The sequence below is a fragment of the Paenibacillus sp. JNUCC32 genome (assembly GCF_014863545.1).
GTDB classification, from domain to species: Bacteria; Bacillota; Bacilli; order Paenibacillales; family Paenibacillaceae; genus Paenibacillus_AQ; species Paenibacillus_AQ lautus_A.
This window is the reverse complement of sequence record NZ_CP062260.1, coordinates 6,748,831-6,774,227: the sequence shown is the minus strand read 5'-3', so window position 1 is coordinate 6,774,227 and position 25,397 is coordinate 6,748,831. Positions and strand designations below refer to the sequence as shown.

Annotated in this window: 23 protein-coding genes; 2 read left to right on the top strand and 21 right to left on the bottom strand. The window is 51.4% G+C overall.

Annotated features, from left to right (window positions below; all coding sequences use genetic code 11):
- Nucleotides 1-15: 15 nt before the first annotated feature.
- Together JNUCC32_RS30180 and JNUCC32_RS30175 are read right to left on the bottom strand one after the other, a co-directional pair.
- The gene (locus JNUCC32_RS30180; RefSeq protein WP_192570642.1) at nt 16-957 is read right to left on the bottom strand and encodes an LLM class flavin-dependent oxidoreductase; all 942 of its coding nucleotides are present in this window, start codon (nt 955-957) and stop codon (nt 16-18) included.
- A gap of 24 nt (nt 958-981) precedes the next feature.
- Complete coding sequence (locus JNUCC32_RS30175; protein ID WP_096776573.1) at nt 982-2,397, bottom strand: deoxyguanosinetriphosphate triphosphohydrolase family protein; 1,416 nt, start codon at nt 2,395-2,397, stop codon at nt 982-984.
- 417 nt (nt 2,398-2,814) lie between these two features.
- On the opposite strand from JNUCC32_RS30175, the gene JNUCC32_RS30170 reads away from it, so the two are divergent.
- Nucleotides 2,815-4,134 (top strand): polysaccharide lyase family 7 protein, encoded by a 1,320-nt coding sequence (locus JNUCC32_RS30170; RefSeq protein ID WP_192570641.1) that lies wholly within the window; start codon nt 2,815-2,817, stop codon nt 4,132-4,134.
- A 99-nt stretch (nt 4,135-4,233) separates the two neighbouring features.
- Nucleotides 4,234-9,198, top strand: coding sequence for an alpha/beta hydrolase fold domain-containing protein (locus JNUCC32_RS30165; RefSeq protein WP_192570640.1), 4,965 nt, complete (start codon nt 4,234-4,236; stop codon nt 9,196-9,198).
- Between the two features lie 289 nt (nt 9,199-9,487).
- Here the strand turns inward: JNUCC32_RS30165 and JNUCC32_RS30160 are convergent, their stop codons facing one another.
- The 19 genes from JNUCC32_RS30160 to JNUCC32_RS30070 form a co-directional block, all read right to left on the bottom strand.
- Nucleotides 9,488-9,754 (bottom strand): hypothetical protein, encoded by a 267-nt coding sequence (locus JNUCC32_RS30160; protein WP_015737345.1) that lies wholly within the window; start codon nt 9,752-9,754, stop codon nt 9,488-9,490.
- Nucleotides 9,755-9,956: 202 nt separating this feature from the next.
- A complete protein-coding gene (locus JNUCC32_RS30155; protein ID WP_192570639.1) occupies nt 9,957-10,742 on the bottom strand; it encodes a glycoside hydrolase family 73 protein in 786 nt (261 codons plus the stop codon).
- Nucleotides 10,729-11,181, bottom strand: a complete 453-nt coding sequence (locus JNUCC32_RS30150; RefSeq protein ID WP_192570638.1) for a phage holin family protein — start codon at nt 11,179-11,181, stop codon at nt 10,729-10,731. Before JNUCC32_RS30150 ends, JNUCC32_RS30155 begins: the two co-directional genes overlap by 14 nt.
- Before the next feature lie 289 nt (nt 11,182-11,470).
- Nucleotides 11,471-11,608, bottom strand: coding sequence for an XkdX family protein (locus JNUCC32_RS30145; protein WP_082834244.1), 138 nt, complete (start codon nt 11,606-11,608; stop codon nt 11,471-11,473).
- A 19-nt stretch (nt 11,609-11,627) separates the two neighbouring features.
- The gene (locus JNUCC32_RS30140) at nt 11,628-12,197 is read right to left on the bottom strand and encodes a hypothetical protein (protein ID WP_192570637.1); all 570 of its coding nucleotides are present in this window, start codon (nt 12,195-12,197) and stop codon (nt 11,628-11,630) included.
- Nucleotides 12,198-12,209: 12 nt separating this feature from the next.
- Nucleotides 12,210-14,819 (bottom strand): hypothetical protein, encoded by a 2,610-nt coding sequence (locus tag JNUCC32_RS30135; protein ID WP_192570636.1) that lies wholly within the window; start codon nt 14,817-14,819, stop codon nt 12,210-12,212.
- Entirely contained in the window at nt 14,820-15,365 is a 546-nt protein-coding gene (locus tag JNUCC32_RS30130) for a YmfQ family protein (protein ID WP_096776582.1), read from the bottom strand.
- Nucleotides 15,362-16,420: a baseplate J/gp47 family protein gene (locus JNUCC32_RS30125; RefSeq protein ID WP_192570635.1), complete on the bottom strand. Its 1,059-nt coding sequence runs from the start codon at nt 16,418-16,420 to the stop codon at nt 15,362-15,364. The genes JNUCC32_RS30130 and JNUCC32_RS30125 overlap by 4 nt, the downstream gene beginning before the upstream one ends.
- Nucleotides 16,413-16,826 (bottom strand): DUF2634 domain-containing protein, encoded by a 414-nt coding sequence (locus JNUCC32_RS30120; protein WP_096776584.1) that lies wholly within the window; start codon nt 16,824-16,826, stop codon nt 16,413-16,415. Before JNUCC32_RS30120 ends, JNUCC32_RS30125 begins: the two co-directional genes overlap by 8 nt.
- Nucleotides 16,823-17,119 carry a DUF2577 domain-containing protein gene (locus JNUCC32_RS30115; protein WP_009594605.1) on the bottom strand — a complete coding sequence of 99 codons (297 nt, stop codon included), beginning with the start codon at nt 17,117-17,119 and terminating at the stop codon, nt 16,823-16,825. Before JNUCC32_RS30115 ends, JNUCC32_RS30120 begins: the two co-directional genes overlap by 4 nt.
- A 6-nt stretch (nt 17,120-17,125) precedes the next feature.
- Nucleotides 17,126-18,091: an XkdQ/YqbQ family protein gene (locus JNUCC32_RS30110; RefSeq protein ID WP_192570634.1), complete on the bottom strand. Its 966-nt coding sequence runs from the start codon at nt 18,089-18,091 to the stop codon at nt 17,126-17,128.
- Nucleotides 18,092-18,103: 12 nt separating this feature from the next.
- Complete coding sequence (locus tag JNUCC32_RS30105; protein ID WP_192570633.1) at nt 18,104-18,823, bottom strand: LysM peptidoglycan-binding domain-containing protein; 720 nt, start codon at nt 18,821-18,823, stop codon at nt 18,104-18,106.
- A 1-nt stretch (nt 18,824) separates the two neighbouring features.
- On the bottom strand, nt 18,825-20,807 hold the full coding sequence (locus JNUCC32_RS30100) for a phage tail tape measure protein (protein ID WP_192570632.1): 1,983 nt from the start codon (nt 20,805-20,807) through the stop codon (nt 18,825-18,827).
- Between the two features lie 194 nt (nt 20,808-21,001).
- Nucleotides 21,002-21,424: a phage tail assembly chaperone gene (locus JNUCC32_RS30095; protein ID WP_192570631.1), complete on the bottom strand. Its 423-nt coding sequence runs from the start codon at nt 21,422-21,424 to the stop codon at nt 21,002-21,004.
- Between the two features lie 28 nt (nt 21,425-21,452).
- Nucleotides 21,453-21,911, bottom strand: coding sequence for a phage tail tube protein (locus JNUCC32_RS30090; RefSeq protein ID WP_192570630.1), 459 nt, complete (start codon nt 21,909-21,911; stop codon nt 21,453-21,455).
- A 1-nt stretch (nt 21,912) separates the two neighbouring features.
- A complete protein-coding gene (locus JNUCC32_RS30085) occupies nt 21,913-23,232 on the bottom strand; it encodes a phage tail sheath family protein (protein ID WP_192570629.1) in 1,320 nt (439 codons plus the stop codon).
- On the bottom strand, nt 23,233-23,406 hold the full coding sequence (locus JNUCC32_RS30080) for a hypothetical protein (protein ID WP_192570628.1): 174 nt from the start codon (nt 23,404-23,406) through the stop codon (nt 23,233-23,235).
- Entirely contained in the window at nt 23,403-23,840 is a 438-nt protein-coding gene (locus tag JNUCC32_RS30075; RefSeq protein ID WP_192570627.1) for a phage tail terminator family protein, read from the bottom strand. Before JNUCC32_RS30075 ends, JNUCC32_RS30080 begins: the two co-directional genes overlap by 4 nt.
- 60 nt (nt 23,841-23,900) lie before the next feature.
- On the bottom strand, nt 23,901-25,397 hold the full coding sequence (locus tag JNUCC32_RS30070; RefSeq protein ID WP_192570626.1) for a hypothetical protein: 1,497 nt from the start codon (nt 25,395-25,397) through the stop codon (nt 23,901-23,903).

The following is a 25,397-nucleotide window of genomic DNA, read 5'->3' as shown; positions in this document are numbered from 1 at the left end:
AGTGTGCAGCAGTCGCTACTGCCCCATTAACAGCCGATACGATTCCAGCCGCGCATCGTAATCGCTCACGGGGGTAACGACCAGGAACTCGTCGCACCGGTATTTTTCCGCCATCATCTGCAGCTTATCTCGCACGCTTGCAGGCGCGCCGATGATTAGCCTCCGGGATGGACCGGAAGAATCGGAATCCGTCGGTTCCGAAGGAAGGTCGCTCTCCCCAGGCCGTGGAATTAACGCGGCCAGCTTTCTTGCTTGCTCCTCCGTCTCCGCGCAAATCACGCTCACCGCCACCATCGCACGCGGTTCTCTCAGATCAGCGCTTGGCTGAAAGCCTTCCCTGTAAGAACGGAGAATCTCCGCCCCGTCCGTATCGCTCATAAACTGTCCGAATACATAGCCCGTCCCGAATTCGGCTGCATACCCGGCACCTTTCGTATTCGTGCCCAGCATCCACATCACCGGCTGCGCCGCAGGTACCGGTTTGGCTGCCACCGGCACATCGTCGTAGCGATACCGGTCCTCCAGCAGTTCGGTCAAAGCCCGAATTCGCTGCGGCAAATCCGCCACATGCCCCAGGAAATTCCCGCTAAGCGCCATGCTCGTATGGGCCGAACCTCCCGGCGCCCGCCCGATCCCGAGATCGATGCGACCGGGATACAGCGCCGCCAGCATGCGAAAATTCTCCGCCACCTTCAGCGGGCTGTAATGGGGCAGCAGCACGGCCCCGGAACCAAGCCGGATGCGCGTTGTTCGGGCGCCGATATGGGACAGCAGGATCTCGGGCGACGCACAGGACAGGTGCTCCAGATCATGATGCTCCGCTGCCCAGTATCGCCCGTAGCCCCATTGTTCCGCAGACTGCGCCAGTATCACCGCTTGCTGCAAGGCTTCTTCGAACGAGCTCTCTCCCCATCGCGGAACCAGATCAAGCACGCTCAGTTTCAATTGGCTATTCATGCAATCCCCCTTGTATCGCCGTTACTAATCCAAATCATAGATCGAACCTACCTTGAGTCCGTACAACTCGTTATAGATTTTCTCGGCAAAAGCGTCCGTCATCCCTGCGATATAATCAATCACCATATGCTCCCACGTCCAGATCGGATTCGCCCGCTTCTGGTCCGCTTCGTATCGCTGGAGCCAGTCGGATGGAATGATCGCCGTTGAAGCGACAGGATCCAGAAAGGCATCCCACAAGCGCTTGATGATCCATTCGCTGCGCTTCTGCAGGCGCTGAACCCGCAGGTCGCGAATCATGGTCACCCAGGCGAAACTTTTCAGGACGCTGACCGTTCGCAGCATATCCTCGTCTTCCACGCCGTCTTTGACAAACGTGACCTTTTTCCAATCCCCGTTCGCGATCACGCCAAGGCTGCCCACAAACAGGCTGACCCAGTAGGCCTTGACCTCGCGCCGGGTGCGTGAATAATCATTCTCGCAGGTCGGCATTTTTTCGTTCCATATTTTCAAAAACTCGTCCAGCACCAAATCCACCTTCGGCTGGATCTGCTCCTTGGTCCATCCCTTCCACACCTCGTCTTCCAGCGTCATGATCTTCTGCACGATCAACTTGTTGAGATGGCTGTCCCGCAAAAAGTGCTCGTGCACCTCAATCTTCCCGGCTTTGATGCCATCCTCCAGATCGTGCGCGGAATACGCGATGTCATCGCACAGATCCATAAGCTGCGCTTCCAGCGTTCTGTGCGTTCCGGGTATTTGCCACTCATTCCGGATATGGGAGATGTATTCCCATTCATGCCGGTACATCCCCTTGGGATTATCCAGGCCGGAGAACGGATATTTGTTGATGCCAAGCAGCACCGCATCCGACAGGTTGAGGCCGTTTACGTTCTCTCTTTTCTCCAAAAACATGATCAGCCGGAAATTGTGCGCGTTCCCTTCAAAATGCTCATATTTGCGCCGCATGGCCTGCTGCACCTCGGCCGCCTGCTCCGGTGTCGGCGTACCGGGCTGGCGCGTCAGCTCCTTCTCGGTCCTGCGGTCAATGAGCTTCTCCAGAATGCCCTGCAGCACCTCTTCGCCCTTATGGCCGAACGGAGGATGCCCGAAATCATGGGCGATCGCCGCGCATTCCACCACCTCGGGATCAATCATCAGCCCTGCGTTCTCGGCCTGCTCCGGCAGCACTTCGGGATAAAGACGCGTCAGGCTCCGTGCCGCTTCTCTCGCAATCTGCGCCACCTCAAGCGAATGCGTTAAGCGCGTCCGGTAGTAATCGCCGGTGCCGGCGCCGAATACCTGCGATTTTCCTTGCAGCCTGCGGAACGTCGGCGAATGGATCAGGCGCGAATAATCCCGCTCGTATACCGCGCGCGAAGCATCCGACTTCGTTTGCTCCGGATATTGGCGATGCTCTCTAAGCTCCTTCAGTGTCATTTGTCCCACTCCTGTTTTTTTTATCTATTTAAGGTCGATTCGGAATCGTTCGTTCTTTAGATTATATGCCATACGGCATCCGAAGAAAAATGTTATTCCCTTTCCGCCTGTTCCCTCATTGTATACCCGGCTCATCCTATCCGTTATCGCGAAACAAGATATTTCCTGTCCGAGTCAGGTGTGACGATATCCAAATACACGATGCTTCATCATCCAGGAAAGCTGCGGGAGGGCAGAAGGCGCAATAAATCCTCCCATTATGCAAAAATACCAAGTACTTATAGGATTAACACAAGACCTGTGCGCACATTCTTGCTACGTTTTAGGTAAGCGCTGTCATGCCAGTCTGAAGCGCACCGCAGAAAGGAGGGAAATGATATTTATTAACGATTACATCAACCTACGGGAGGGATCGCCGTGAAACGAAGGTTTGCTTTATCCAAAAAAATGACTTTCTGCCTGATCAGTGCAGCCATGCTGCTTGCTGGTCTATTTGAAGGACAGAGTGTCGCAGCTAATGAGAGCAAGTACCCGGCTTCCGCATCGGCCAGCAGCTACGACACCCGCTGTGCTTGCGATGCATCGAAAGCGGTGGACGGCAGTCTTAGCACACGCTGGTCCGGCGAAGGCGACGGCACTTGGCTGAGGCTGGATCTTGGGTCCGCCCAACCGGTTTCACTGGTCAAGATCGCGTTTTACAACGGAGACACGCGCACATTCACCTTCGATATTCAAACCTCATCGGATGGCTCCAACTGGCTTCAAGCACGGAACGCTGTCACTAGCGCTCAAAACAACCAGCTGCAATCCTTCTCCATCCCCGTCGCTGAAGCCCGGTATGTACGCATTGTGGGCTACGGCAACACCTCAAATGACTGGAACAGTTACACAGAGGTCGAAATTTGGGGAGGTACTACGGATGGAGGAAGCGGAAACCTTGACCCGGCTAAACCCCCTTCGGGCAATTTTGACCTAACCAAGTGGAAAATCACCCTGCCTGACGCGTCCGAGATTCCAGCTAGCGCACTCGCCGGCGGCTATGAGCATCCGGATTGGTTCTATACCGATCCCGTCACCGGCGGCATGGTATTCACATCCCCTAATATCGGCGAGACCACCACGAACAGTACCTACACCCGCTCCGAGCTTCGGGAAATGCTGAATCCGTCGACGAACAGCGCCTCCTCATGGGCCAATAATTGGGTAACCTCTACCTCCTCCCCATCCATAAAGTCGCAGGCCGGCGGCGTGGATGGAACGATGAAGGCTACCTTACGCGTGGATCGTGTATCCGTCAGCGGTAACGAAGCCGATAAAATCGGCCGCGTCGTGGTCGGGCAAATCCATGGCCCCAGCACCGAGCCGATACGGCTTTATTACCACAAGCGTCCTTCGGACAGCAGAGGTGCGGTTTATTTTGGGACCGATGATCTGGACAACAACAACACCTGGGTGAACATACTCGGCGGACCGAACCAGCTTAACCCTGTAAACGGCATTGCCCTCGGCCAGACATGGAGCTATGAAATCAAGGTGACCGGACTGCTCATGACGGTAAAAGTAATCCCGGAGGGCGGATCGGCCACCACCGTGAACCATACCCTCCCAAGCGGTTACAACGATAAATATCTTTACTTCAAAGCAGGCGTCTATAACCAGAACAAATCCGATACCACCTCCGATCAATCCGACCATGTCAAAGCCACCTTCTTCTCACTAACGCACATGCATCCGTAGCTTCCACTTGTCCATCCGATGCCCGGGACAGTCCAGCGCCTGCTTCCGGGCGTTCTTAAACACGCTTCAACTACCAATCGAAAAGCGAGGGATGAAACGTTGAAGAAGAAACTTTACCGGTTCTCATGCCTAGTCCTCTGCCTGCTCATAACCATGAGCGTCATGGCATCCCCAGGGCAGCTTCCTGTTATATCTGCACAATCTGTTGCAGAATTCGATCTTGCGGCAGAATCTGTTGCCTCAGCTTCCGATCCCCTACCGGAGCCAGAAGGTCCGGATGTTCTATTCTTCTCCGATAACTTCGATTCCGAGCGATACGGCACCACCGGAGGAGTCGTTGTTCCCCTGCCCTGGGTTCAAACCGGGGAAGGCGGAAGCAGAGCCAAGACCTCCGTATCCGGCAGCGCGCCGTCCATGCCGAACCTCATGAAAATCGACGTGACCGATTCCGTCTATCTGCCCGTCAATACGACGGGTTACGGCAACATCAAGCTGAGTTATTATACGAGAGCCTCTTCTTATGTCAGCGGAAGCATCGTGGCAGAGTGGTCCGGCGACGAAGGCGCGACCTGGAGCCTGCTGGAGGATTTCAAGCTGGCCCCGGGAACTCCTGAAGCGCCGCGCAGCGAATCCAACACGTTAAAAACCTGGACGCTGCCGCCGGAAGCGAACAGCAATCCGAACGTGCGAATCCAGTTCCGGGTAGGTGATCCGATGAACGCCAATATGTATATCGACAGCGTCTCGCTGTCCGGTCAGGCCATCCCGGGCATTCCGCCTGCGATCGATCCCGTGCCTGAACCCCCGCCGGCCGAAACCGGCCCATACCCTGCTCCGGAAGGCGTAACCCTCTATGAGGACGTTTTGATCGGCAAAGCCGGCGACCGGGACCTCTATACGTCCATCGCCGTTCCGAGCACTCCCCCGGCCGAGCCCATGCCGGTCATGATCTACATTCACGGCGGAGGCTGGAACAAGGGCGACCGCAAAAACGCATTGGGCAGCATCTGCAACTATGTCCTTAAACGCGGGTATATCGGCGTTTCCTTAAGCTACCGTCTAACTCCCGAAGCGCCTTACCCGGCCCAAATTCAAGACGTGAAGCTGGCCATCCGTTATTTGCGGGCCCACGCCGAGCAATACCACATCGATCCGAGCCGAATCGGCGTCTGGGGCACTTCGGCGGGAGGGCATCTCGCTTCCCTGCTCGGAACGACGGGAGACCTGACCCTGGAGGACACGGTCACGCTGGATACCGGGGATACGGTACATCTGCCTGATATCGAAGGGACCGGAGGCTGGCCGGAATACTCCACCAAGGTGCAGGCCGTGGTGGACTGGTACGGACCTGCCGATTTCACGACCGATTTTGCCGACCGGTACAGTTCGGTCACGAAGCTGCTCGGCGGGCATAACGCCCTGTCCGTCCCGATTGAAGCACGGCTTGCCATGCCCGGAACGTACGCCACTCCCGATGATCCGCCGTTCTGGATTCGGCATGGAGACGCGGACGCCACCATCCCTTATACCGACAGCGTCACCTTCGCCAATCAATTGACGGCAGCCGGCGTTCCTGTGGTCGATTTCGAAATCGTTCCCGGCCAAGGCCACGGCTTTACCGGAGAAGCCAAAACAACCGCGGATGCGGAGGCTTGGGCCTTCATGGAGCAGCACGTGAAGAATCTGGAGGTCACGACGCCGATTCTCTACAAAGACGGCTACACGCCTCCTGATCCGACGGATCCGACCGATCCCACCGACCCGACTGATCCTTCAACGGGCATCCCCGTTGAGGTTGGCCGTTTGGAGCCCTCGGACGATGCGTTGATCGACAGCTCCAAACCGGACGCCAATATCAATTCCGCTACAGGCACAAGCGTCGGTTTGTTTAGCGTTTCATCCGGTACAACCAACAAAAGGTATGTCTATTTCAAATTCGATGCTTCCACCCTGAGCGATCCCGATTACCGGTACGAATTCCAGGTCGCCGCGAAAAAAGGCACCAGCAACACGGATCTTGAGCTCTCCCTCTACGGGATCGAGGATATAGCCTGGAGCGAAAGCCAACTGACTTGGAACAATGCACCCGTGAACGTTCTCGATCCAAATGCTTATATCGGATCGTTTACCGTACAGGCCGAGAATGGCGGCCGGCCGGAGGTGTACAGCGTCGATGTGACGGACTATGTCCGCAGTCACCTAACAGATGGCAGCGTATCGTTTCTTCTGGCGGATGCGACCCATACCGGTGTCAGCGTCAATATCTATACCAAGGAAGCCAACGGCTCCAGCAATCCGAGACCTGCCATGGTCGTAAGCGAATGGGTGGATTCCAGTCAGGATACAACGCCGCCGTCCTGGCCGGACGGAAGCCGCCTGTCCATCGGCAGCATTGGCGAAGATTATGTGCATTTGTCATGGCCGACGGCGGAAGACAACAAGATCGTCGCGAAGTACAACGTTTATCAAAACGGCGTCAAAGTCATGGAGCTGGGCTCCGACATCACCCGCCATGAAGCGGAGGGACTATCACCGCACACGGAGTACAGCTATAAGGTCGAGGCCGTGGATGCGGCCGAAAACGTCAGTCCGGTTCCGCTGACGCTCCAGGTTACGACGCTTAGCGCTCCCTTAGCCCCTTGGCCTGTGGCCTCGGTCACGGCAAGCGGCAGCGACGGCAATATCGAGGATAATACCCTGGACCAGAATCTATATACTCGCTGGTCTGCAGCCGGCGACGGTCCGTGGATCATGTACGATCTCGGCGAGGCCCGGGACATCGGTTATCTGGGTATCGCCTTCTATAAAGGGGACGTTCGCGCGACGAAGATCGATATCGAAGCCTCCGATGACGGCGTGACCTGGTCTTCCCTCTTCAACGGTTCGAGCAGCGGAACCACCACCGCAATGCAGGCTTTTGACGTTCCGGATACGAACGCCCGCTACGTGAGGCTGACCGGGCGCGGAAATTCGGACGGCAGTGCCTATACGAGCCTAACGGAAGTTCATATCTATCCGCCCTTCGCTAGCGGGGATACGCCCGTGGCGATCATTCCGGATTTTGTGCCGCAGCCGCCGGAGGGTACCGTTCCTTTTACCGTCCCAGGCATGAAGAATGCGGACGGCAGCGACCATCCGGTGCATCAGGCTTTTGCCGCTACCGGAAGGACGCTGAACGTGGTCGATTACGGGGCTGATCCTGCAGACAATGCAACGGACGATCGACCGGCGATCCAACGAGCGATGGATGAAGCGCTCCCGGGCGACGAGGTGTTTTTCCCGAATGGGGTTTACAACTTAAACAGCACGCCCGATGGACTGACCAATCTGATGCTGAAATCCGAGGTCAATTTACGCGGGGAAAGCCAGAACGGCGCGATTCTAAAGACCTCGCTGAACAAGGTCCGCAACAGCACGATGCTGAGATCCGCCAAACAGCATGATCTGACCATCTCCAACCTGACGCTGACATCTGCCTGGGATGGCCAGTACACGACGGATCACAGAATCAACAACCCGGATGCCGGCGGCCCCGACATGATGGTCATTGCCGCCAATTATGGCGAGGCGCCATCGTACAACATCACGATCGACGGCGTGACGATCGAGAAATTCAGCCGCATGGGCGTCCGCATCGAGAACAGCCATGACATCGTCGTCCGCAACACGACGTTCCGAAATGCCACGGACCTTGGTCCGGGCGGTGCCGGGTACGGCGTATCCATTCAGGGCGTGCCGAAGGTCGACCGCAACGGGTTTTCCAACGATACCAGGTGGAATCTGGTCGAAGACTCCTCCTTCGAGGGGCCTTACCTGCGACACGGCGCACTCATTCAATATGTGGCCCATAACAATGTGATCCGGCACAGCGAATTCCACCAGGTCCGGCTGGATGCGATTGATCTGCATGGGGAGCTGGAGTATTTTAACGAGATCCACGATAACCTGATCACCGACATGCCGTATGGCGGCGGCATCGGCATCGGGAATACCGGGGGGACCGCCCCGACCAATCACAGCAAATCCGGCCCGCAAAACTATATCCACGACAACACGATCCGCAATGCCCGGGAAGGCATCGTCGTATCGATGGGCTCGCCGGATACCATCATCGAGAACAACCGGATCGAGAATACCGTCGATATTCCTAACGCGGCAGGCATCAATATTTTGAACGGGCCGGGCACGATCATCAAAGGCAACACAATCCGTCAGAACACCGCCGAGCATTATTGGGGCATCCTGCTCGAGCACGACAACGGGGACACCAACGCGGGCGGCATCGGAGCCGGAGACCCGGAGAACGTGCAGATTCTGGACAACGTCATCACCGGCAACAGCAACGGAATTCAGCTCCAGGCAGGCAAGAATATCAAGCTAAGCGGGAATACGCTGGATAATATCGGGGAGAACTTCACGGCGGCACCTGACGTCACGTATACCGATCTCACCGTGGGCCTGGAGTACAGCACGACGGCCCCAACGAATGGGGACGTTGTAGCAGCCTTGGTCTCGGAGAGTCCGATTACCGTTACGAATAACGGCGGATCTCCAACTTACAGGTTTACGGAGAACGGTTCGTTTACCTTCGAATATGCGGATGAGGACGGCAACGAAGGCACCTTAACGGCAACCGTGTCGAACATCGATAAAATCGCCCCGGTTCTTAAGGTTACGCTCTCGCCTTCCGTACTGAAGGCGCCGAATCGCAAAATGGTCGATATTCGCGCTAGCCTCGAATCCAGCGATGAAGGCTCGGGCGTTGCGTCCATCGTGCTAACCTCCATCACCATTGAGAGTGCAGGCGGCAAGGGGGATAGCCGGGATATCCAGGGGATTTCCATTGAGAAAGATAAGGACGCGAGTAACAGCGAAAGCAAAGGCAAGGGAGGTGATCAAGGACCGGATGTTCAGGATGCCGAATTCGGTACCCATGACACTCATTTCCGGCTGCGAGCGGAGAAATCGGCACGCGGTCAAAGCCGAATCTACACGGTGACCTATACCGTTACGGATCATGCGGGGAATCAAGCAGATGCGGTGAGGACGGTGAGGGTGAAGTGAGGTAAGGTATAATACGTGAAAAACGTAATGGGGAGGCACGTTAATCTGCCTTTCATGTCGAGAAATTAGTTGGTTTCCCAGTTGGTTAAACATATTGACTGATAAATATTACATTATGGCAACCCGGAGTAGAAAAATCATCGAAAACTGCATCGCTGCTTTATTTTAGTCGCCGCTAGGCGACTTTTCTTTTTTCAGGCTATTCATGCTTGGTTAAACATATAGTCCGATAAATATTATATATAAGCGGTAATTTATACCGCGCCTACCACCAATGCGCCAGCTCCTTCTACAACGGGGCAATAATCCAGCGAATATGCCGGGCGGGGATCGTATTCTGCACAAAAGTCAGCAGTCCCAGCGTGACGGAATCACCGAAGCGGTCCTTCTGACCGTCGGCGTAGACATAATTTCCGTTCACACCGCTAGTCAAGGGAATGGTACGGATATACAATGCCTTTGATTCCATGTAAGCATGAATATCCCCATCGAATTCCTCCACACCCGGATAAGCCTTTTCCCCTTCTACATGCGTTAACAGATACTTTGCCATCATGATTGTTCTCCTTCTGGTTTATATAATCAGGGATTTTCCCTGTAAAACCCGTGCCAAATAAAAAGGCCGCCTATTGGCGACCAAGCGGTTTCTTATTTTGTTTTCCTTATACTTCAAGTTCAAGTTGTATCCAAAGTCATTCAAAAGAATAAACCCCTGCCATGTTAATTAGATGAACCGTCTCTTACAGAAAACTCAAATTTCACTTACTCTCTTTATGGATAATCCCCAGACGATAAAGCACGGTCATGATCCGGTAAAAATCGAAGCTTCCCTCAGGGTCATGAAGTACTCCTGCCTGTTTTGCAGCTTGTACCGCCGGTTCCGCCCAAGACGGAACCTTCGCAGGCTTCTCCGTCTCCGCCGCCTTAAGCCTGGCATTCATCTGCTTGATGGCATGGTCCTGCTCGGTTAGCAGTTTCATTGCCGAAGCATACTGCTCGTTAAGCTGCCGAACTTGGTCCTGCGTTTTTTGCAGTTCTGCCGTTAATTGTTCGATTTTCATGCGTTCCTCCTCCTCCGGACTAGGCACATCATATTGATGGAGCGAATGCTGCTCTATGATGGAAATAAGCTTTTTGGGATAGTTGGGGTCTGTGGCATAGCCACCTCTCCAAATCTCCGTTGCCGCCGTTTTATAATTCGCCCATAACACGCCATGGTAGCGCTGCGGCTTGTCACGCGTACCGTTCAGGATCAGCCGGGTATGATCGGCAACCGATTCATGCCAATGGTTGTATTTTCGAAATGAAGCTTGGGTCGTATAGGGTGTCAGTCCCCGGTATTCCGTTGTCTGCATGGTCACGCTGCCCGCTGGGCCGGTTCCTTTAATGCCGAACAGATTGTTCGCCTTTTGCGTCAGGCCGCTCGTTCCCCAGTTGGATTCCAGGATTGCCTGGGCAAGCGTAAGCGAAGCGGGTACCCCGTACTGACGCATGTCCTGAGCAGCTATGGGTGCCAGCTTGGCTATAAATTCAGAGGGCTTCATCCTTTTTCTCCTCCTCTCGTGCGGTTGGCTTATCCCCTTCTTCGGATTTGATCTGGAATACCTGTACCACATTACGCAGGGACTGGGGGATCGGTACCCCCATTCTTCCCACGTTCTCAATAATAGACAGCAGCTCATTCGCGAGATAGAAGAAAATCACCGTATTCTGAAAATAATTCATCTCCCCCAGTACCCGGTCCACCAGATGCATCAGGGCGATGATGAGAAAAATGGTCATTTTGCGTGCAATTCCAGTATAACCCATACGGCTGCGCAGCTGGCCGTTCATCCAGGCCGCGCCCCACCCGGTCAACCAATCGATCACCACGAACCACAACAGCAGATGCAGCGGCAGCGACCATCCGCCCCAGACGTAACCTGTCACGGCCCCCGTCCCCGCCACCAGCATCTTAAAAAACTGACCGATGTGCTCATACATAATTCTTCCTCCTTTTATATGGTTTTGAAGGTGTGAAAAAGCCCTCGGGGGAGCCGAGGGCTTAGATTGAAGTTATTCATAGTTGCTTTAACAGAAATACACGGATACACCTTTTAAGCAGTACATCACTTCGCATGCGGATCATGCTTCCGATCGCTGTTGCCCCCAGATTTTCTATAACTTTATGGATAGGGTTAAAATCCGTGGACAAAGGCGACCGCTCCGCTTCTCCAGCATGATTCCGCCTTCTCCGTTGAAGCCCTTCATGCTAGGCCTTTCAAAGCAGCGTTTAATATGCCTCGCCAGTGATGACTTCATATTCATCCGAGGTGATCACGCCAAACGCAACATACTGTCTCAATTGAGACTTCTGCGCCCACTTTTTTTCATAGTAATACTTCAAGCGTTCAAAATCGTTCTCGAACATCGTCTCCCGCTCCTTTCGATCAGCTATTTTCAAGTGACAGCAACCGCAATTCAAGTCCCACGATTTGAGCGCCCTGTGCCTCGTTCTGCTGACGCAGCTCCAAGGCCTCCAGTTCCCGCGTTACCATCTCGCTACCTAAGCGATCCATTTCATTAGGCTCTACTGGTTGAGGTCTAGTTAGCTCCTCGATTTCCTCTGGGGTTAACCCTTCTACCCAAAGTATCGGCTGAGTCGGAGACTCCAGAACCGGTATGTCGTCGCGCTGCTCTTCCGGGAGTGCGTGCCACTTAGACAAGGCTTGTTGGAATGAATCTTGTGCTGCGCTTACGGCAGACTCGTATGCATTCCATGCTTCGAGGTCAATGCGCGGGCGGAACAAGCCGGGGGTTACCGGGATGCCGATGATGTAGCCGGAGATATTGGTTTCTGGTTCGTTGGGTGGCTCATTTTTTGGTTCTGTTGTTTCGTTTAGAATATTTGGTATTGGTTCCATGTCGGAATAAAAAGGGACGACACCAGAAAAGGTATCGTCCACTAAGGTGTCCTCTAAATAGAGACCGTTTGTATTTACTTTAGGTACGGCTTTCATGTGGTGCCTCCTTTATTGTTCGGCTAGGAATGAGACATTGTTAAACCATGCAATAGTAGCCATATTCATGTCGTTTTGCCCTCTCAAAGTCACTAAACCTTCAGGGGTAATTAAAAGTCTTAAAGTACCGTATCCTGTTAAAACTGAATACCCATTCCGTCCACCAATAGGAAAATATAGTACCTCCTTAGGTCTATACCCATCGGGGAGCAACATAATAGGAGCGGAGTCAGTGCTAGAAAGTATGCCATCTTTCAAACTCCCTCGAAAAAGGATTATTCCATTACTAAGTCTTACATATCCAAAGTCATCCTGTTTAGTCCAACTATTCATTATTGTCGGCGAAATCCATCCCGGTTGATCCTTGTCCACTTTCTTGTTCATCAATACGGATACAGCGGTCGTATTCTGCCGCACGGAATCGGTCAGCTCTCGAAGCATTGCCTTTTCATAAGCAGCGTACGATCCGGTGAATGGGACGTTAGGGGACGTATCCAACCTCAAATATGAGACAGAATAGGCAGCGGAAGTATTAAACAAGTCTCTCGGCACGTTGATCGCGGCTCCATTGTGAGTTGTTCTTAGCACCTTTGTGTAGCCACTTATCGGGCGACCGGACTCATATACGCCAAGGAAGTCCTTTACTTTGTATTTCGCTTGTCCGGCTCCCGGAACAGCAGCATTGTATGAGTACCCGCTAGTTGGCGTCTCAGCAGCGAAAACTGCTCTCTCCCGAACCACAATCCCTGTTCCAACCTCGATCTGATTATCTCCCTCGTTAAGCGTCAACATACCTTCGGAAACGATAGGTTCGATAGATTCTTTAGCTAGACGGTACAAGAGTTGGTAAGGCGTCCAATTAGGAGCTTGAGTTGTTGGAAGTTTATCTGTCCAGCCTAACCACGATCTAGTCACACCGTCCGCCCGATAAGCCCACGCCTTTACCCCTGTTCCGTTGTAAAAGTTATTAACCGGATTATCAGGCGTTGCGTTACTTCCTGATCCGTCGTACATCATCCATCCCATAAAATACGCCTTAATCTCGTCAGCTGTAGGTGAATAGTTGTCGCCCCAGCCGCTGTCTGTATTGGCTATTGAAATATAACAACGCTTTGCGTTTCCTGAATCAATTGCACTAATGTCTGGGCTACTGGTTATCTGATTCGATTGGAGTTTTTTGCCGTCATATTTTATGACAGTTTCAGAATACGGTCCAGATGTGTTACTAGGTAAATCAAAGAAAGTCTGTTTCCATCCGGCTCCCTTCCCACCAATACCAACATAGTTAAATTTGTCGGTTAAAGTAGCTTTCACCCACTTCGCCAACCTGAAATACTGTCCGTCTTTTTCAAACACTTCGTCAGCATTCGCACCTGATACTGGATCAGCGTATAAGTCTGTTTGCAATGCGAGCATGGAGGCTTCTTTTGGCTTGAACCGTTTAGATTCTGTCCCTATCCTAAGCATAGGATTTTTAAAGGTATAGGTCCCAGCACCTTTTGGACCGGAAGACATTAAGATATGCAAATATGCTGCGTTATTTGCGGTTATAATTGAAGCCCGCTGAGCATTCAGAAATCCGCCATTATTGTTAATGAGGACTTTATCTTTGTCCATATCCTGCAAAGCTATAACACCGTCATTTTCTACCGCAAAGGTATACTCAGTATTCGGTACACACGGAATCCAGTATTGAAATCCAACATTCACACCAGAAGCGTTAACTATACCTTCATAAGGAGAGACAATATACGGAGAACCAGCCAGCGAACCCGCAAAAAACGCTTCATAAAACGGCGGCAACAAATTCTCTCCATACTGAATCGCATAAGGATTTCGTACAGGTTGAACACTATCGACGTAAGGATACTTGGCGGCGACTTGTTCAGGTGTCATATCGTCTAGGGCAGCGTATTCGGCCTCGCTAATTTCGTATAGTCGAATTGCATCAGCATACCCATATTGACCTAGAGCGCCATAAACTAAAACCGCAATAGTATCATCACCACTGAAATAAGCTGGTTGTATTTTTACCGCTACTGTTGAAAACTTTGTATTATCCGTTACTTCCATAAATGGAGCTGATCCACCAATACCTACATTCTGTTTCTGTAATACGATTCTGGTTGCATTACCGTTCTTAAGGTCTGCTAGCAAAACATAGTGCTTCGTTTTATCGATATTGTTGATCCTACGAAAAATATTACCAGTGTTACCACTGCTCGCTGTAATGGTGATTTTGAATCCATTGTTTCCAGTTGTTTTATTCACATTATCCAGAGCATGAGTGCTCCCGCTATCACTCCATGGGCTAACATCCTCACAATTACCCACTCGCCCCAACAAATTCACCAATGTCCGCCCCTTAATCCCACTCAACTTAAAAGGCGCGCTTCGCTCCGCATTCACGATCTGAAGCCCTGGCTGCAGTACGACTTCCCTATGCTCTTCCGTGTCCAGTCGCTTTTCTAAAGCGCCGATGGCCTCACCGCTTTCACCCGCGAACCGATCTACGGCATCCGCATTTTGATCAATATACTTCTCCAAATCAAAATACGTCGTGGACGGCGAGGTTCGATCGATTTTGTTCAACCCGATATTCGGCGTAACCGGATTCGTCATTTAGGCTCCTCCTCCCAACAATCTGTCTTGTGTCGTTGCTGATATTTCCTCAAACGTCATGCCCTCCACCTCGGCGATAGTGAGATAACGCAGGGCGTAATCGACCGCCATATGGGCGGGTTTGATCTCCTCAATGGCCGATTTCAAGTCACTTAAATTGGGCGGAATGCCCAGCGTATCTCGAAAATGAATCGTCACTTTATACTCCGCCGGCTGGACGGATACCTCGATGCTGCCCCGCTCATAGGCTTGTGCCACATTTTTGAGCATGCTGGCAGACACCTTCCCGCTCCCACGCATCTTCGAGATAATCACCGACCGCCGCTGTTCAATCGGCTTGGATAAGTTGACCGGGATGTTCAGGTCCTGCTCATACCTGGATAGCGCCCAGGTGGCGGTTTCGGGATAATACTGGTCCAACTGATCCTCCAGTTCTTGCGCCAGCTTGTCCAACTCAGCCCCTTCGGCTCCGGCAATGGCTTTCATTTCCCGGACATCATGGTAAAAGGACGGCAAGTAACCCAGCCAGGCTTCGGCTTTACTCATCGGACCGTCACCGTCCCCAGGACAGCTACCGCCTCCGGTTCGATCGGAATGCTGTCTGTTCCTCCGTTCACGGTCAATACCTCGTAGTCGATGACAGACGGAATATCCAAAATCACGTTGGCAATCCGGTTATACCGGACCAACGGGTCGGACATGGCGAGGTCTTTCAGATACTGGCGTACGCCTTGTTCAATCGCTTCCTGCACACCATCCAAGCCGGCCCCATCGAGCAGCGTAACCTGCACTTCAATATGAATTGGCACTTCAGTCGCCCCCACAACGGTGACCACCGAACCGACGGGAGCCGCCCCTTCTCCCATGCCACCCATGGTCGGATCGATATGCTGCTGCACCGATTCCACAACGGAAGACGTAGGCGATCGCATCTCGTTATCCAGCAGCACCACCTTGACGGTGCCGGGTCCATCCCATAACGGAAAAGCCTTGGCCTTCCCGACTCCTGCTTTCTCCCTCGCCCATAACTCATATTGATTCCGGTTCGCACTGGTCACGGGGCGGGAGATTTTTTCGCGGTATCGGTCATATAACGCTTCATCCGATTCGGTATCCTCGCCAGGTACCCAGAGCTCCACCAGTTCGGCCTTAACCAAGCCTTCTACGTATTCCAGCGGAAGCAGCGAACCGAATCGGCGGTTGCCTTCCTTCCCGCTTGTCTCGCATTCCAGCACGTACTGCCCCGCACCCAGCCGGGTCATGACTTTGTAATTCAGCGGATCCAATGAAAAACGGCTCCCTATAGGCACATCCACCGGGACGCCGTTACTGCCCGAAAATTGCCCCAGCAGTTGTGCTTTTGTAGCCTGCTTTCGGGTCAGTCCCGACCAGGCAATGCTCCGATCCAAAAATTCGCCCGATGCCGTAGCAGCAAATTTCAGGTTCATGGAATACTCCAATTCCACGTACATCTGGGCAAGCTCAGCCGCGGAAGGCGCCAACGCATCGTAGATGATGCTGCCTTCCCTTTTATCCATACCCTCCGGGATGCGATCCAGCATCCGCTCCAGAATGGCTTCATACGTCTGTTCCTCAACCATCCTCCCTCACCTCCTTGGTCATACTGTAAGTGCCATACACACTTCGGACCGTAAACTCTGCCATGGCCAACTCGCCAGTAAACGTAATATTCATGTCATCCACCGACAACACGCGATCATCCTGCAGCAGCGCTTCCTTGATGTGCCGTTCGATTTCAGCATAGGCCCACAGCGGGTCACGGCCAATGACGGAGTCCAACTCCTGCCCATAATTGCTGCTGTAGATCAAATGTTCAAAACGGCGCGTCTGAAGGATTTTGACGACTGCCTGTTTCACGGCCTCAAGACCGTCAATGTGACCAGATATCGTACCTTCCTCCAGGTTCAAGTTATACGTTAGGCTGGGCTGCTCCAGTGTTTCCATGATCTCGCTACCCGGTTGCAGCGTTCCTCCCTGCGGAATCATGACGGCTTCACCAACCGATCCAGCACGAGATACGTTTGCCCGCCCTGGTAACGAATGAGCAGCACCGTGTCTCCCGTTTCCAGCCCTTTTCGAATCACATATTCCGCGCCGCCAATGTTCAGCTTGTACTCGGTCATCGACTCTCCGATAACTAAAAAATCCTCCGTCAGGCTGAAACGCTGATCCACGTTCACCTCCAGAGGATGGATTGATGTGACTGTGCCATACAGCACCGCCATCGGGTTTGTGCTACCCACGGCGCTAAGACTGGCTTTTTTGATAATATCCAGCATCCCTGCTTACACCACCTTCATATTCAGCGACATCGTGTGCGTACCGTCCGAGAATTTATGCGTACACTCATCGATGAGATACGGCTTCAAGCCTTCTTCCGGCAGATTCACATAGATCGTGTTTCCGGCACGGACCCGTAAATCCCCGATAGCCTCGATGGACAGCGTCTGCTGCTCCCTGTTCTTCAGCTCCAGCAAATTTTGCGCTAACTGCTTCAACTGAGCGGGATTCATGTTCTCGTCAGCAACCTCGTATAACTGGAGCAGGCCCCACTGGGCAATGTTTTGTCCATGCTGATATAGGTAAACGTCCCGCTTGCCCGTCTGCTTGTTGTCCCGCACGACTTTGATGCGGTTGTACGTCTCGTTGTCGATGCTTTTTTTATATGAAAAATCCGTCATGAGGCTGTCTTCTCCCACTGCAAGCATGAGCAGCATGTCGTTGATGTTGGTCAACGTCAGTTCGCCATACCGGTCGTAAAACATATAGTACTGCTTGGTCGCGATCAACGTGGAATCCAGGGCCTTACAGATGATATCGATCAATTTCTTGTCCGCTTCCAGCATGGCAGGGATCGTATGGCCCGTATCGGCCAGCGTTCCTGTCTTCAGATTGAAATCCTTGGCGATCTTCCGGATGATATCCTCCACCTTGGCATTCGTGAACCGGTAGGTGTCGTTGCTGGACAGGTAGCGCAGCTGATCGTAAGCCATCACCTTGACCTGGGCGTCCATGCCCCACTCTTTGGAAAAAACATACCCATAAAACAGATCCTTGTTATCCTTGCGGAAGCGCACAATGTCGCCGTTCTCCACTTCGAATGCCTTGCTCTGCGCCAGGCCATCGTTCACATAGTTGATATCCAGACTTGCCGGCTTCGCCTGACGGCTTGTTTTCCATGTGATGTCGGTTACGATCTGTCCCAAATCCCACACGCTTCCGTTCTTGCGGTCAATCATCAGTTCGATCACGATGCCACCTCTTTAGGGAATCTTCAGAACCCGGCCGACGGCCAGCTTCCGGACCTCATGGTCCTTGATTCCGTTCAGATTTTGGATGTCCGCATGACGGGAACCGCTGCCAAGCAGCTTTTGGGCAATGCTCCACAGGGTGTCGCCTTTGGCAACCGTATAGGAGGTTGGTTTTTTGCGGTCATCCGGCCTGTCTTTGGTTTTCACCGCAGCGGCCTTTTTGTCCTTAACCGGCATAACCTTGCGTGCCCCATAGAACACATAACGCTTAAGCGTGATCGAGAACTCGATATCTTCCGGCGATCCGGACATCGTATTCCAGTTGAAACTTTCGATGGAGGCCGCCATGTTGATGCCAAAAGACTTCATCGCCCGCACCACATTCTTGCCATCCGTACCGCTCAGCGGATCGGGAACAAGCCCAGTCATAACAAAGCGAACAGGTCGGCGTGACTCCATCCAGCCTTTAATGGTATTTACGTATTCAATCGGAAGCTTCAGCTTCTGGTCAGACCCTAGATGGACAAAGGGATATGCCCTCCCCGGAAAAAAGCTTTCAAACGAGATCTCCGTCAGCTTCGGGTACAGAATCGCATTCACTTCGCCAAGTCCCGCGACCGTATAGGATTTGCCTTCACCGCTATCCTTGACGTCAATCCGCTCAGGATTCACCGGAAATCGAAAAACCTCCTCCTGGTTATTGAAGCTCAGAAAAAATCCGTAATCGCTCATGCTACAAGTACACCCCCTCGGCACTGGACACAAACTGCTCCTCCAGCGTCCGGTTAATTCTCGACATGATCGTATCCAGATCGGCCCCGGAATTAATATCTCCCGTCGTCATCTGCACGGTCGGCGTCAAGGTAATCATATTGCTGATCGCATTCACTTCGGCCAGATCGCGCATCACTTTTAGATCCTCGCTTGCCACGTCAACCGAGTTATCCACTTTACCAATGGAATCGATGCTGCCGCCCGCAGGGGCTACCGGGATTGGCGCCGTTGGCATGGCGGGCATGGACGGGGTTGGGGTGGTTTTCGGAACGGTAACATCGTATCCGGTTTTGCCGGTGTTGTATTGTTTTAAAAGATCCTCGTTGTTCTTGCCCAAGCTCTTATCCGGCATGAATTTATCCTTGAAGGTATCCATTGAAAAATCTTCTATCGCTTTCTGTCCCGTATCCTTAAAATTCGTAAAGTCTGCTTTATACTCGATCTCTGCAATCTGCTTAGTGTCCACGCCAAGGACTTTGCCAAAAAATCCCGCTACCGCGTTCACACCTTTAATGATCCCGTTAATGACGGAAATGACGGTGTTGACCGTGTTTTGCGCCAGATCGACGATGAAGCCGAATACGTTGCTAAAGACCTTTTTTAGTCCTTGTGTAACTACACTCCAAACACCGAATGCTGAAATCACGGCGATAATTAAGGCAATTAAGAACATAAGTGGATTCGCGTTAATAATCATATTAAGAATTCTCATCGCTCCGGCTTGGATGCTGGTTGCTGCCGTTAATAGATTTGTCTTCATAGCTGCAACTAGTTGAGCGGCTCCATAGCCTAAAGCAACGATTCTGCTAGTAATTAGTCCAATATTGAGAATTCCTAGTAATACAGCTGCAAACGTAATGATAGGCAATAACCCCATAAATATGCTGATAACATTCCAGATTGCCACTCCAACGCCAGAGATCGCACCTTTAATAAATTCCCATGCCGGTGGTACCAGCTCAGCAATCCACATAAACACTTGGACCAATACAGATAACCCAATGGTTAAAGCATCAATGAATGGCTGAAAAGCTCCCGACTCCAATGCTACACTTATCATTTCCATTAACGGAATAATGGCTGCCAAAGCTCCAGTTCCAATCTGAACAAACGAGTTATCCACTAGTCCTAGCAGCTTCTGCCACTTGTTAACGGGAGAATCCATCATTGAGGCTAATGATTCTTGCGTCATGCCGGATTTTTGAAGCAGCTTATCCATGGATGAGAGAAACGCAGTAAAATTGCCCTTAGATGAGATAATTTCCGCATTGAAGCTTTTGATTTGGGCATCAGGAATATTAAAATTTTTCGCTAAAGAACTAGTATCTCCGCGCATTGCACTCATAATTGCCTCTGTTGCATCTTTAGAACTCTTGTTTCCTGACGACATCATGCTCATTCGATCGGCAAAGCCAGTAAGCTGCGTGAGTTGATCCGAATTTTTGGTTATAGACATAAACGAGAGTGCGTTTTCTAGAGATTGATTTACATCCGTTCCCGTTTTCAGCGCATTATTCTTGAATGTCTGAAACATCGCAGTGCCCACTTCCGCATTACCTGCTTTTACTTTAAATAGATCTTCAAGTTTCTGTTCCTGAGCAGCAGGAGCGATAGTCGTCTTGACGACAATTTCTCCCGCTTTATATGCCGATTTGGCAAATTTGAAGGCTTTGCTGAGGGCACTCGCTTTCTTTTCGCCTTCCCCCATTTTTTGATTCATTTGTTCGATGCCATCCACGACTTTTTCGGTCATTTGAAGCATTTTTTCTTTATACGAGACAGATTTTGCCGTTGTACGCGTTAATTTTTCTTGCTCTTCCTTCGCCTTAGTGATCTGTTTGACAACCTGTTCGTATCCCTTTTCAAACTGCAGCCATTGACCAACCAACACATCATTGGCCATGTTGTTAAAGTACGACAACGCATCCTTTACACTCGCCATTCCTTCACCCCCTTCTTCTACAACCTATCTCCGCTTCCGGACTCGCTCGAGCTTCTCTTTCTCCACCCGCATCGAGATCATGGCATAGATGGCGGCCCGTTCCCGGACCGACATCGCCATGAGCTGGTGAGGAAGGATGTGCAATTCGTGGAGGGCGTAGTACGCATAGTTCGCGTCACCGTCGCCCTCTTTGATTAGTTTTTTACGTCATCCACCAGATCGTTCATATCGCGGTCAAAACCATTCAGGGCTTGCACCCGCTCGCCAAGCGCAGCGAACTCGCCGGGCAGCAGCATTTTGCGGAGCAGGGATTCTGCACCGAGCACGCCGTAGGATTTTTGCAGCTCGCTGTTTTTCAAATCCGGGTAAATGACACTCGATACCATCAGCTTCGCCATATAGTCATTCGGGTCGATTTCCGGCGTGAAGACGCCGTTCTTGCCCTTGACCTTACGCGTAGCCGCTTTGCGGCACTCCTGGTTCTCTTCCTCCGTGATGCTGCGCAGCTTCCAAGGCACGGGGCTCCCTTCCGCGTTCTTAAAACGAACAGAGACCACGAAATCCTCCGTGATCTCCGCAGACGACTGCCCAGCAAAAAACATGCTAAAATCGCTCATATTCCTTCCTCCTCAATTATGTTAAATATTAGGCCAATGGGTTAAACGGCGTCTCAATCCGCACATTCTCAAACGTGAAGGCCACTTCTTCCTCCAGCGCCTCCGCTTCAGTGTCGAGCGATGCCATAATCACGCTGTCCAGGTTGACCCCTTCCAAAATCACCGTCTGACGTCCCGTGGTCGATCCCGGATCCTCATTGCGCACTTCGATCATTAAGTAGGCGTCTTTGCCGGTTTGGATGTATTCCATCATCAGCTCGCGGAACAGCGTGGTCACATAATAAATGGTCATCGTGCCGCTGCCCTTCCAGCCAATGGCTTTATGCTGTACGGCACGTTGGCCCATCGTTTTCAGCTCGGCTTTTTCCTTCTCCACCGTAGCTTCCAGTGTTTTAATGTAGAACATTTCCTCCATACGATCGCCAATTTTGACGAATGCCTTACCCTCTTGCCCCGAAATCGTGTCGCTTGCCCGCAAAAATGCCATCTTAGACCACCTTCACTTTCATGTATACTTTTTCAATCGCATCCACCGGCTGTACCTTGATATCCACAAACAACACATCGCCTTCCGTGCCCGGCGTCACCACAATATCTTCGTTCGCATCGAAATTCTGGATAGCCCCGATATTCTGCAAAGACGCAAAATACGCCGCGCATTCCGCCCAAAACAGCGTCCGGCCATCCACATTGTTGTCTACCTTCCCGATATAGGACTTCTCAAAAATCAGCTTCAAATCATTCGCAATGCCATCCAGCACACGGACCACACGGTTTTTGGAAAAATGGCGCGCTTTGGCCGGCTCAATCGATGTAAAGCTGTTAATATCCTGCTCGACCACGGCCTTGCCGCCGCTGTAGCTGAACAGGAACTCGCCCTTCGTCAGCGCTTCTTCAATCTCCGTATGGCTCAAGCGAACATCGGTATCCACCGCTTCATCGTAAGCCGCATACGTCAAGGATTCGTTAACCGCTGCCGCAGCAGTGGCTCCTGTGACCCAAGCCACCGCCTTCACCTTGTCTACTATGGTGCCGTCGGTGAGAACAACGCCATTTTTCACGGAGATGATTCCTTCATAATCCGCAGTTGGATAGTCGGACAATACAGCTTGGACCTTCTTGCCTTCCTGCTCGCGAAGCCGCTTGACGAAAGCGGTATACAAGGACTTGAGCGTGGGGTCCGCAGACAACAGGCCAACGGTCTGGAAGTCTTGGACCTCAAGCGCGGCAAGGAAGTCCACATGCTCCTGGTTCGTCACGGTGCCGTTAGCGCCGCCAGTCAGAGCAAATCCTGCTGTAGCCGCCAAATCGCCGGTATCCGGTGCGAAGGTTACGTACAGGTTCGGCTGCAGTTCTGCCGCACTCGCTACTAGCTGCTTGTCCACAACTTTGCCGCTCAGCAGCGTGCTGACCACAAACTTGCCGGGATCATCCACCGCGTTCTCAACAACGATTTGGATGTCATTCCCACGCTCTCCGCCGTAAAGAGCGGTTGCTTTCAGTCCGGCCACAGATCCGGCCGCCTGTACGCCACTGTTCAAGCGGTACAACAGAAGTGTGCCAGCACGCTTGAGGGTTTCTTTTACCGAAAGCAGCTGCGGTGCCGTGATATCATAACCCAGCACCTCAACCAGATTGGTACCTGGTTTGATTGTCAGAATCTTTTGCGGTTCTCCCCATGGAAGGGACAAGCCCAGTGCGGCAATCCCCCTTTCACCTACGCGCCCGATCGGCTGCTCCTGCGATGAGATTTGGGTGTAAACGCCTGGTCTTACTTTGTTGGGTGTTGTCCATGTTCCTCCGGCCATTTAGATGACCTCCTTTTTCAAAAATGTAGTAAGTTGCTCTTTCGCTTGCTGAACGGTGTACGTTTTGCCCTCTTCGAGAATGGCGCTCAGCACATCCTTCTCGCGATTAGTGAATTGATTGGATCGTGCCAGCTGGTGTTTGTTGAATGTCGGCGCTGTGTCTTTTTTACTCATTTCAATCCGCCTCCCTGTTTCAATGTTTGCATCTTGCTTTCCGTTTCGACCTGATCGGTCGTGAGCTGAATGACATACTCTGCGCGAAAAAATCCTTCCCCTGATGTCCCATCATTCCCCGTTGGTCGCTCCCACGCCACTGATGAGGCGCGGCAAGGACGGCCTTCGACATCAAGGGATGTCAGGCATTCCAGCATCTCGTCCATGATCGTTGCCACCGACTTCCCTTCCACTGGTACGTAAGAGATGCGGAAACGAAAACGAGCCGCATATCGACTTGTCGATATCGGCTCGAACTCGGCTAGGGTTAGCTCGGTTTGGAAGTATGGAGCTGGAGGTAATAGGTCGGCATCCTCTTTGGTGATGAGGGGGATGTCGGGGAAGGAGCTGGATAGTTGGGATGCTAGGGCGTTACGTATGTGTTGGGTGAGCATGATGGTGCTCCTTTCGTAAGCAAACTGGTTGATTAAGTGTAAATTTATTAGTTTCATTTTTTACATATAATGAAACATACCACTAACGTAAAACTCAGCACTTCGTTCTACATGATAGTTCCCCTGACTGCATACCATACGGATCCGAAGTGTTAAAGGCTCATTTTTTGCAATCCTATGGGTCCGCCATTCCGTAAAATTTCTATTATAACTCAAATGCTCAATAACTCCGTTATCATTTGAACTAGAGTTCGGTATATTGCTATAGGTTGATAGCCCCATAAAATTGTTCTTTAAATCAATAAAAAAACCAGAAGAACGAAAATTATAATAGTTACTATAACCGAACGATAAAGTAATAAATGGATATGTGATACCAGTTGAATCCAGTACTTCTAAATAACACACAATTGGGATTGGAGGACTATAAGTTTCAGAGCAAGATGTTCTTGAACTACGGAAAGAAATAAATGAGAGCGAGTCTAAACTAGGAAGTGTAAAAAGGTTTTTAGTCATAATAATTGGATTATTGTTATTATAATAAGTTAACGACTCGTTGACTTCAAATAGACTTGGCAATGTTTTGAAATTCCCAATAACTCCAAAAACTGATGCACCTTGCTTTATATTTTCTGAAACTAGAGCAGGCTCAGCTTGCCTTAGTTGCGTCTGTGTTACCTTAATCTCGCCATCTCCTGCCCCTCCCTTTTGATAACCTCTTTCAGGATATACAGCTAAGTCACCATTAGCCCATTTAGATGCCCCGGTAGCAGTTCGAATTCCAGTAAGGTGCTGCATTGTTCCGCGTTTTAAAATACCATCATCATAACCTGAATATCCTGTTAATAAATACTGTGAATCTAAATGCGCATCTGATGTATTTACAACTGCAGGACTTCCAGCAACTCCAAAAATATCGGCACCATAACGAATATTCTCTGTTTTGAGATCTGGGTCGTACGCTTGAATTGTTATCTTTGTGTTAGGTGGGTAATACCCACTATCTACATCCACATAGGTATCAACATATGCATCACCATCTGGATTCGACCATAGACCAGCTTTAAACTGGTTCCCTTTCGTTGGCATTGTTCCTTCAATTAACCCTTCCTCGCCAGAAAACGTCTTACCAGACAGCACGTCTCCAGCTGTAGCAGTCCCTACCTCACCCCCTTCACCCTGTAAGATAAAAGCCTGACCATCATAAACCAATGAGTACACACCATCCTGTTTAAAACTTGCTGAACTACCGCTTGTTTTAAGCACTGGTTTTGCCCCCAAACTATTAATATTGAGCATTGGCGCTCCAGTGCTTGCAACATTGACCTTTACGGTAGCCCGTATCCCAGCTGTAAGGCTTGCTGGCGCAGGCCAGAGATTAACCTCATATACGTTCGCTGTAGGTTGAGTAGTCACTCCATATCCTCCAGTTCTCCCCACAGCCTCATCAACCTTATCCCAATTTTCATTCAGCATCGTCTCGATGTTAAAGGTTTCATTGCCATCCACCATAGGGTCTTTCTTTAACAGTCCTAAATTCGGTGTGTTACTGGACAA

Coding starts and splice junctions, on each gene's coding strand:
- JNUCC32_RS30180 (WP_192570642.1), bottom strand. CDS start 957: ATGAATAGCCAATTGAAACTGAGCGTGCTTGATCTGGTTCCGCGATGG.
- JNUCC32_RS30175 (WP_096776573.1), bottom strand. CDS start 2,397: ATGACACTGAAGGAGCTTAGAGAGCATCGCCAATATCCGGAGCAAACG.
- JNUCC32_RS30160 (WP_015737345.1), bottom strand. CDS start 9,754: ATGATGGCAAAGTATCTGTTAACGCATGTAGAAGGGGAAAAGGCTTAT.
- JNUCC32_RS30155 (WP_192570639.1), bottom strand. CDS start 10,742: ATGAAGCCCTCTGAATTTATAGCCAAGCTGGCACCCATAGCTGCTCAG.
- JNUCC32_RS30150 (WP_192570638.1), bottom strand. CDS start 11,181: ATGTATGAGCACATCGGTCAGTTTTTTAAGATGCTGGTGGCGGGGACG.
- JNUCC32_RS30145 (WP_082834244.1), bottom strand. CDS start 11,608: ATGTTCGAGAACGATTTTGAACGCTTGAAGTATTACTATGAAAAAAAG.
- JNUCC32_RS30140 (WP_192570637.1), bottom strand. CDS start 12,197: ATGAAAGCCGTACCTAAAGTAAATACAAACGGTCTCTATTTAGAGGAC.
- JNUCC32_RS30135 (WP_192570636.1), bottom strand. CDS start 14,819: ATGACGAATCCGGTTACGCCGAATATCGGGTTGAACAAAATCGATCGA.
- JNUCC32_RS30130 (WP_096776582.1), bottom strand. CDS start 15,365: ATGAGTAAAGCCGAAGCCTGGCTGGGTTACTTGCCGTCCTTTTACCAT.
- JNUCC32_RS30125 (WP_192570635.1), bottom strand. CDS start 16,420: ATGGTTGAGGAACAGACGTATGAAGCCATTCTGGAGCGGATGCTGGAT.
- JNUCC32_RS30120 (WP_096776584.1), bottom strand. CDS start 16,826: ATGATTCCGCAGGGAGGAACGCTGCAACCGGGTAGCGAGATCATGGAA.
- JNUCC32_RS30115 (WP_009594605.1), bottom strand. CDS start 17,119: ATGCTGGATATTATCAAAAAAGCCAGTCTTAGCGCCGTGGGTAGCACA.
- JNUCC32_RS30105 (WP_192570633.1), bottom strand. CDS start 18,823: ATGAGCGATTACGGATTTTTTCTGAGCTTCAATAACCAGGAGGAGGTT.
- JNUCC32_RS30100 (WP_192570632.1), bottom strand. CDS start 20,807: ATGGCGAGTGTAAAGGATGCGTTGTCGTACTTTAACAACATGGCCAAT.
- JNUCC32_RS30095 (WP_192570631.1), bottom strand. CDS start 21,424: ATGAGCGATTTTAGCATGTTTTTTGCTGGGCAGTCGTCTGCGGAGATC.
- JNUCC32_RS30090 (WP_192570630.1), bottom strand. CDS start 21,911: ATGGCATTTTTGCGGGCAAGCGACACGATTTCGGGGCAAGAGGGTAAG.
- JNUCC32_RS30085 (WP_192570629.1), bottom strand. CDS start 23,232: ATGGCCGGAGGAACATGGACAACACCCAACAAAGTAAGACCAGGCGTT.
- JNUCC32_RS30080 (WP_192570628.1), bottom strand. CDS start 23,406: ATGAGTAAAAAAGACACAGCGCCGACATTCAACAAACACCAGCTGGCA.
- JNUCC32_RS30075 (WP_192570627.1), bottom strand. CDS start 23,840: ATGCTCACCCAACACATACGTAACGCCCTAGCATCCCAACTATCCAGC.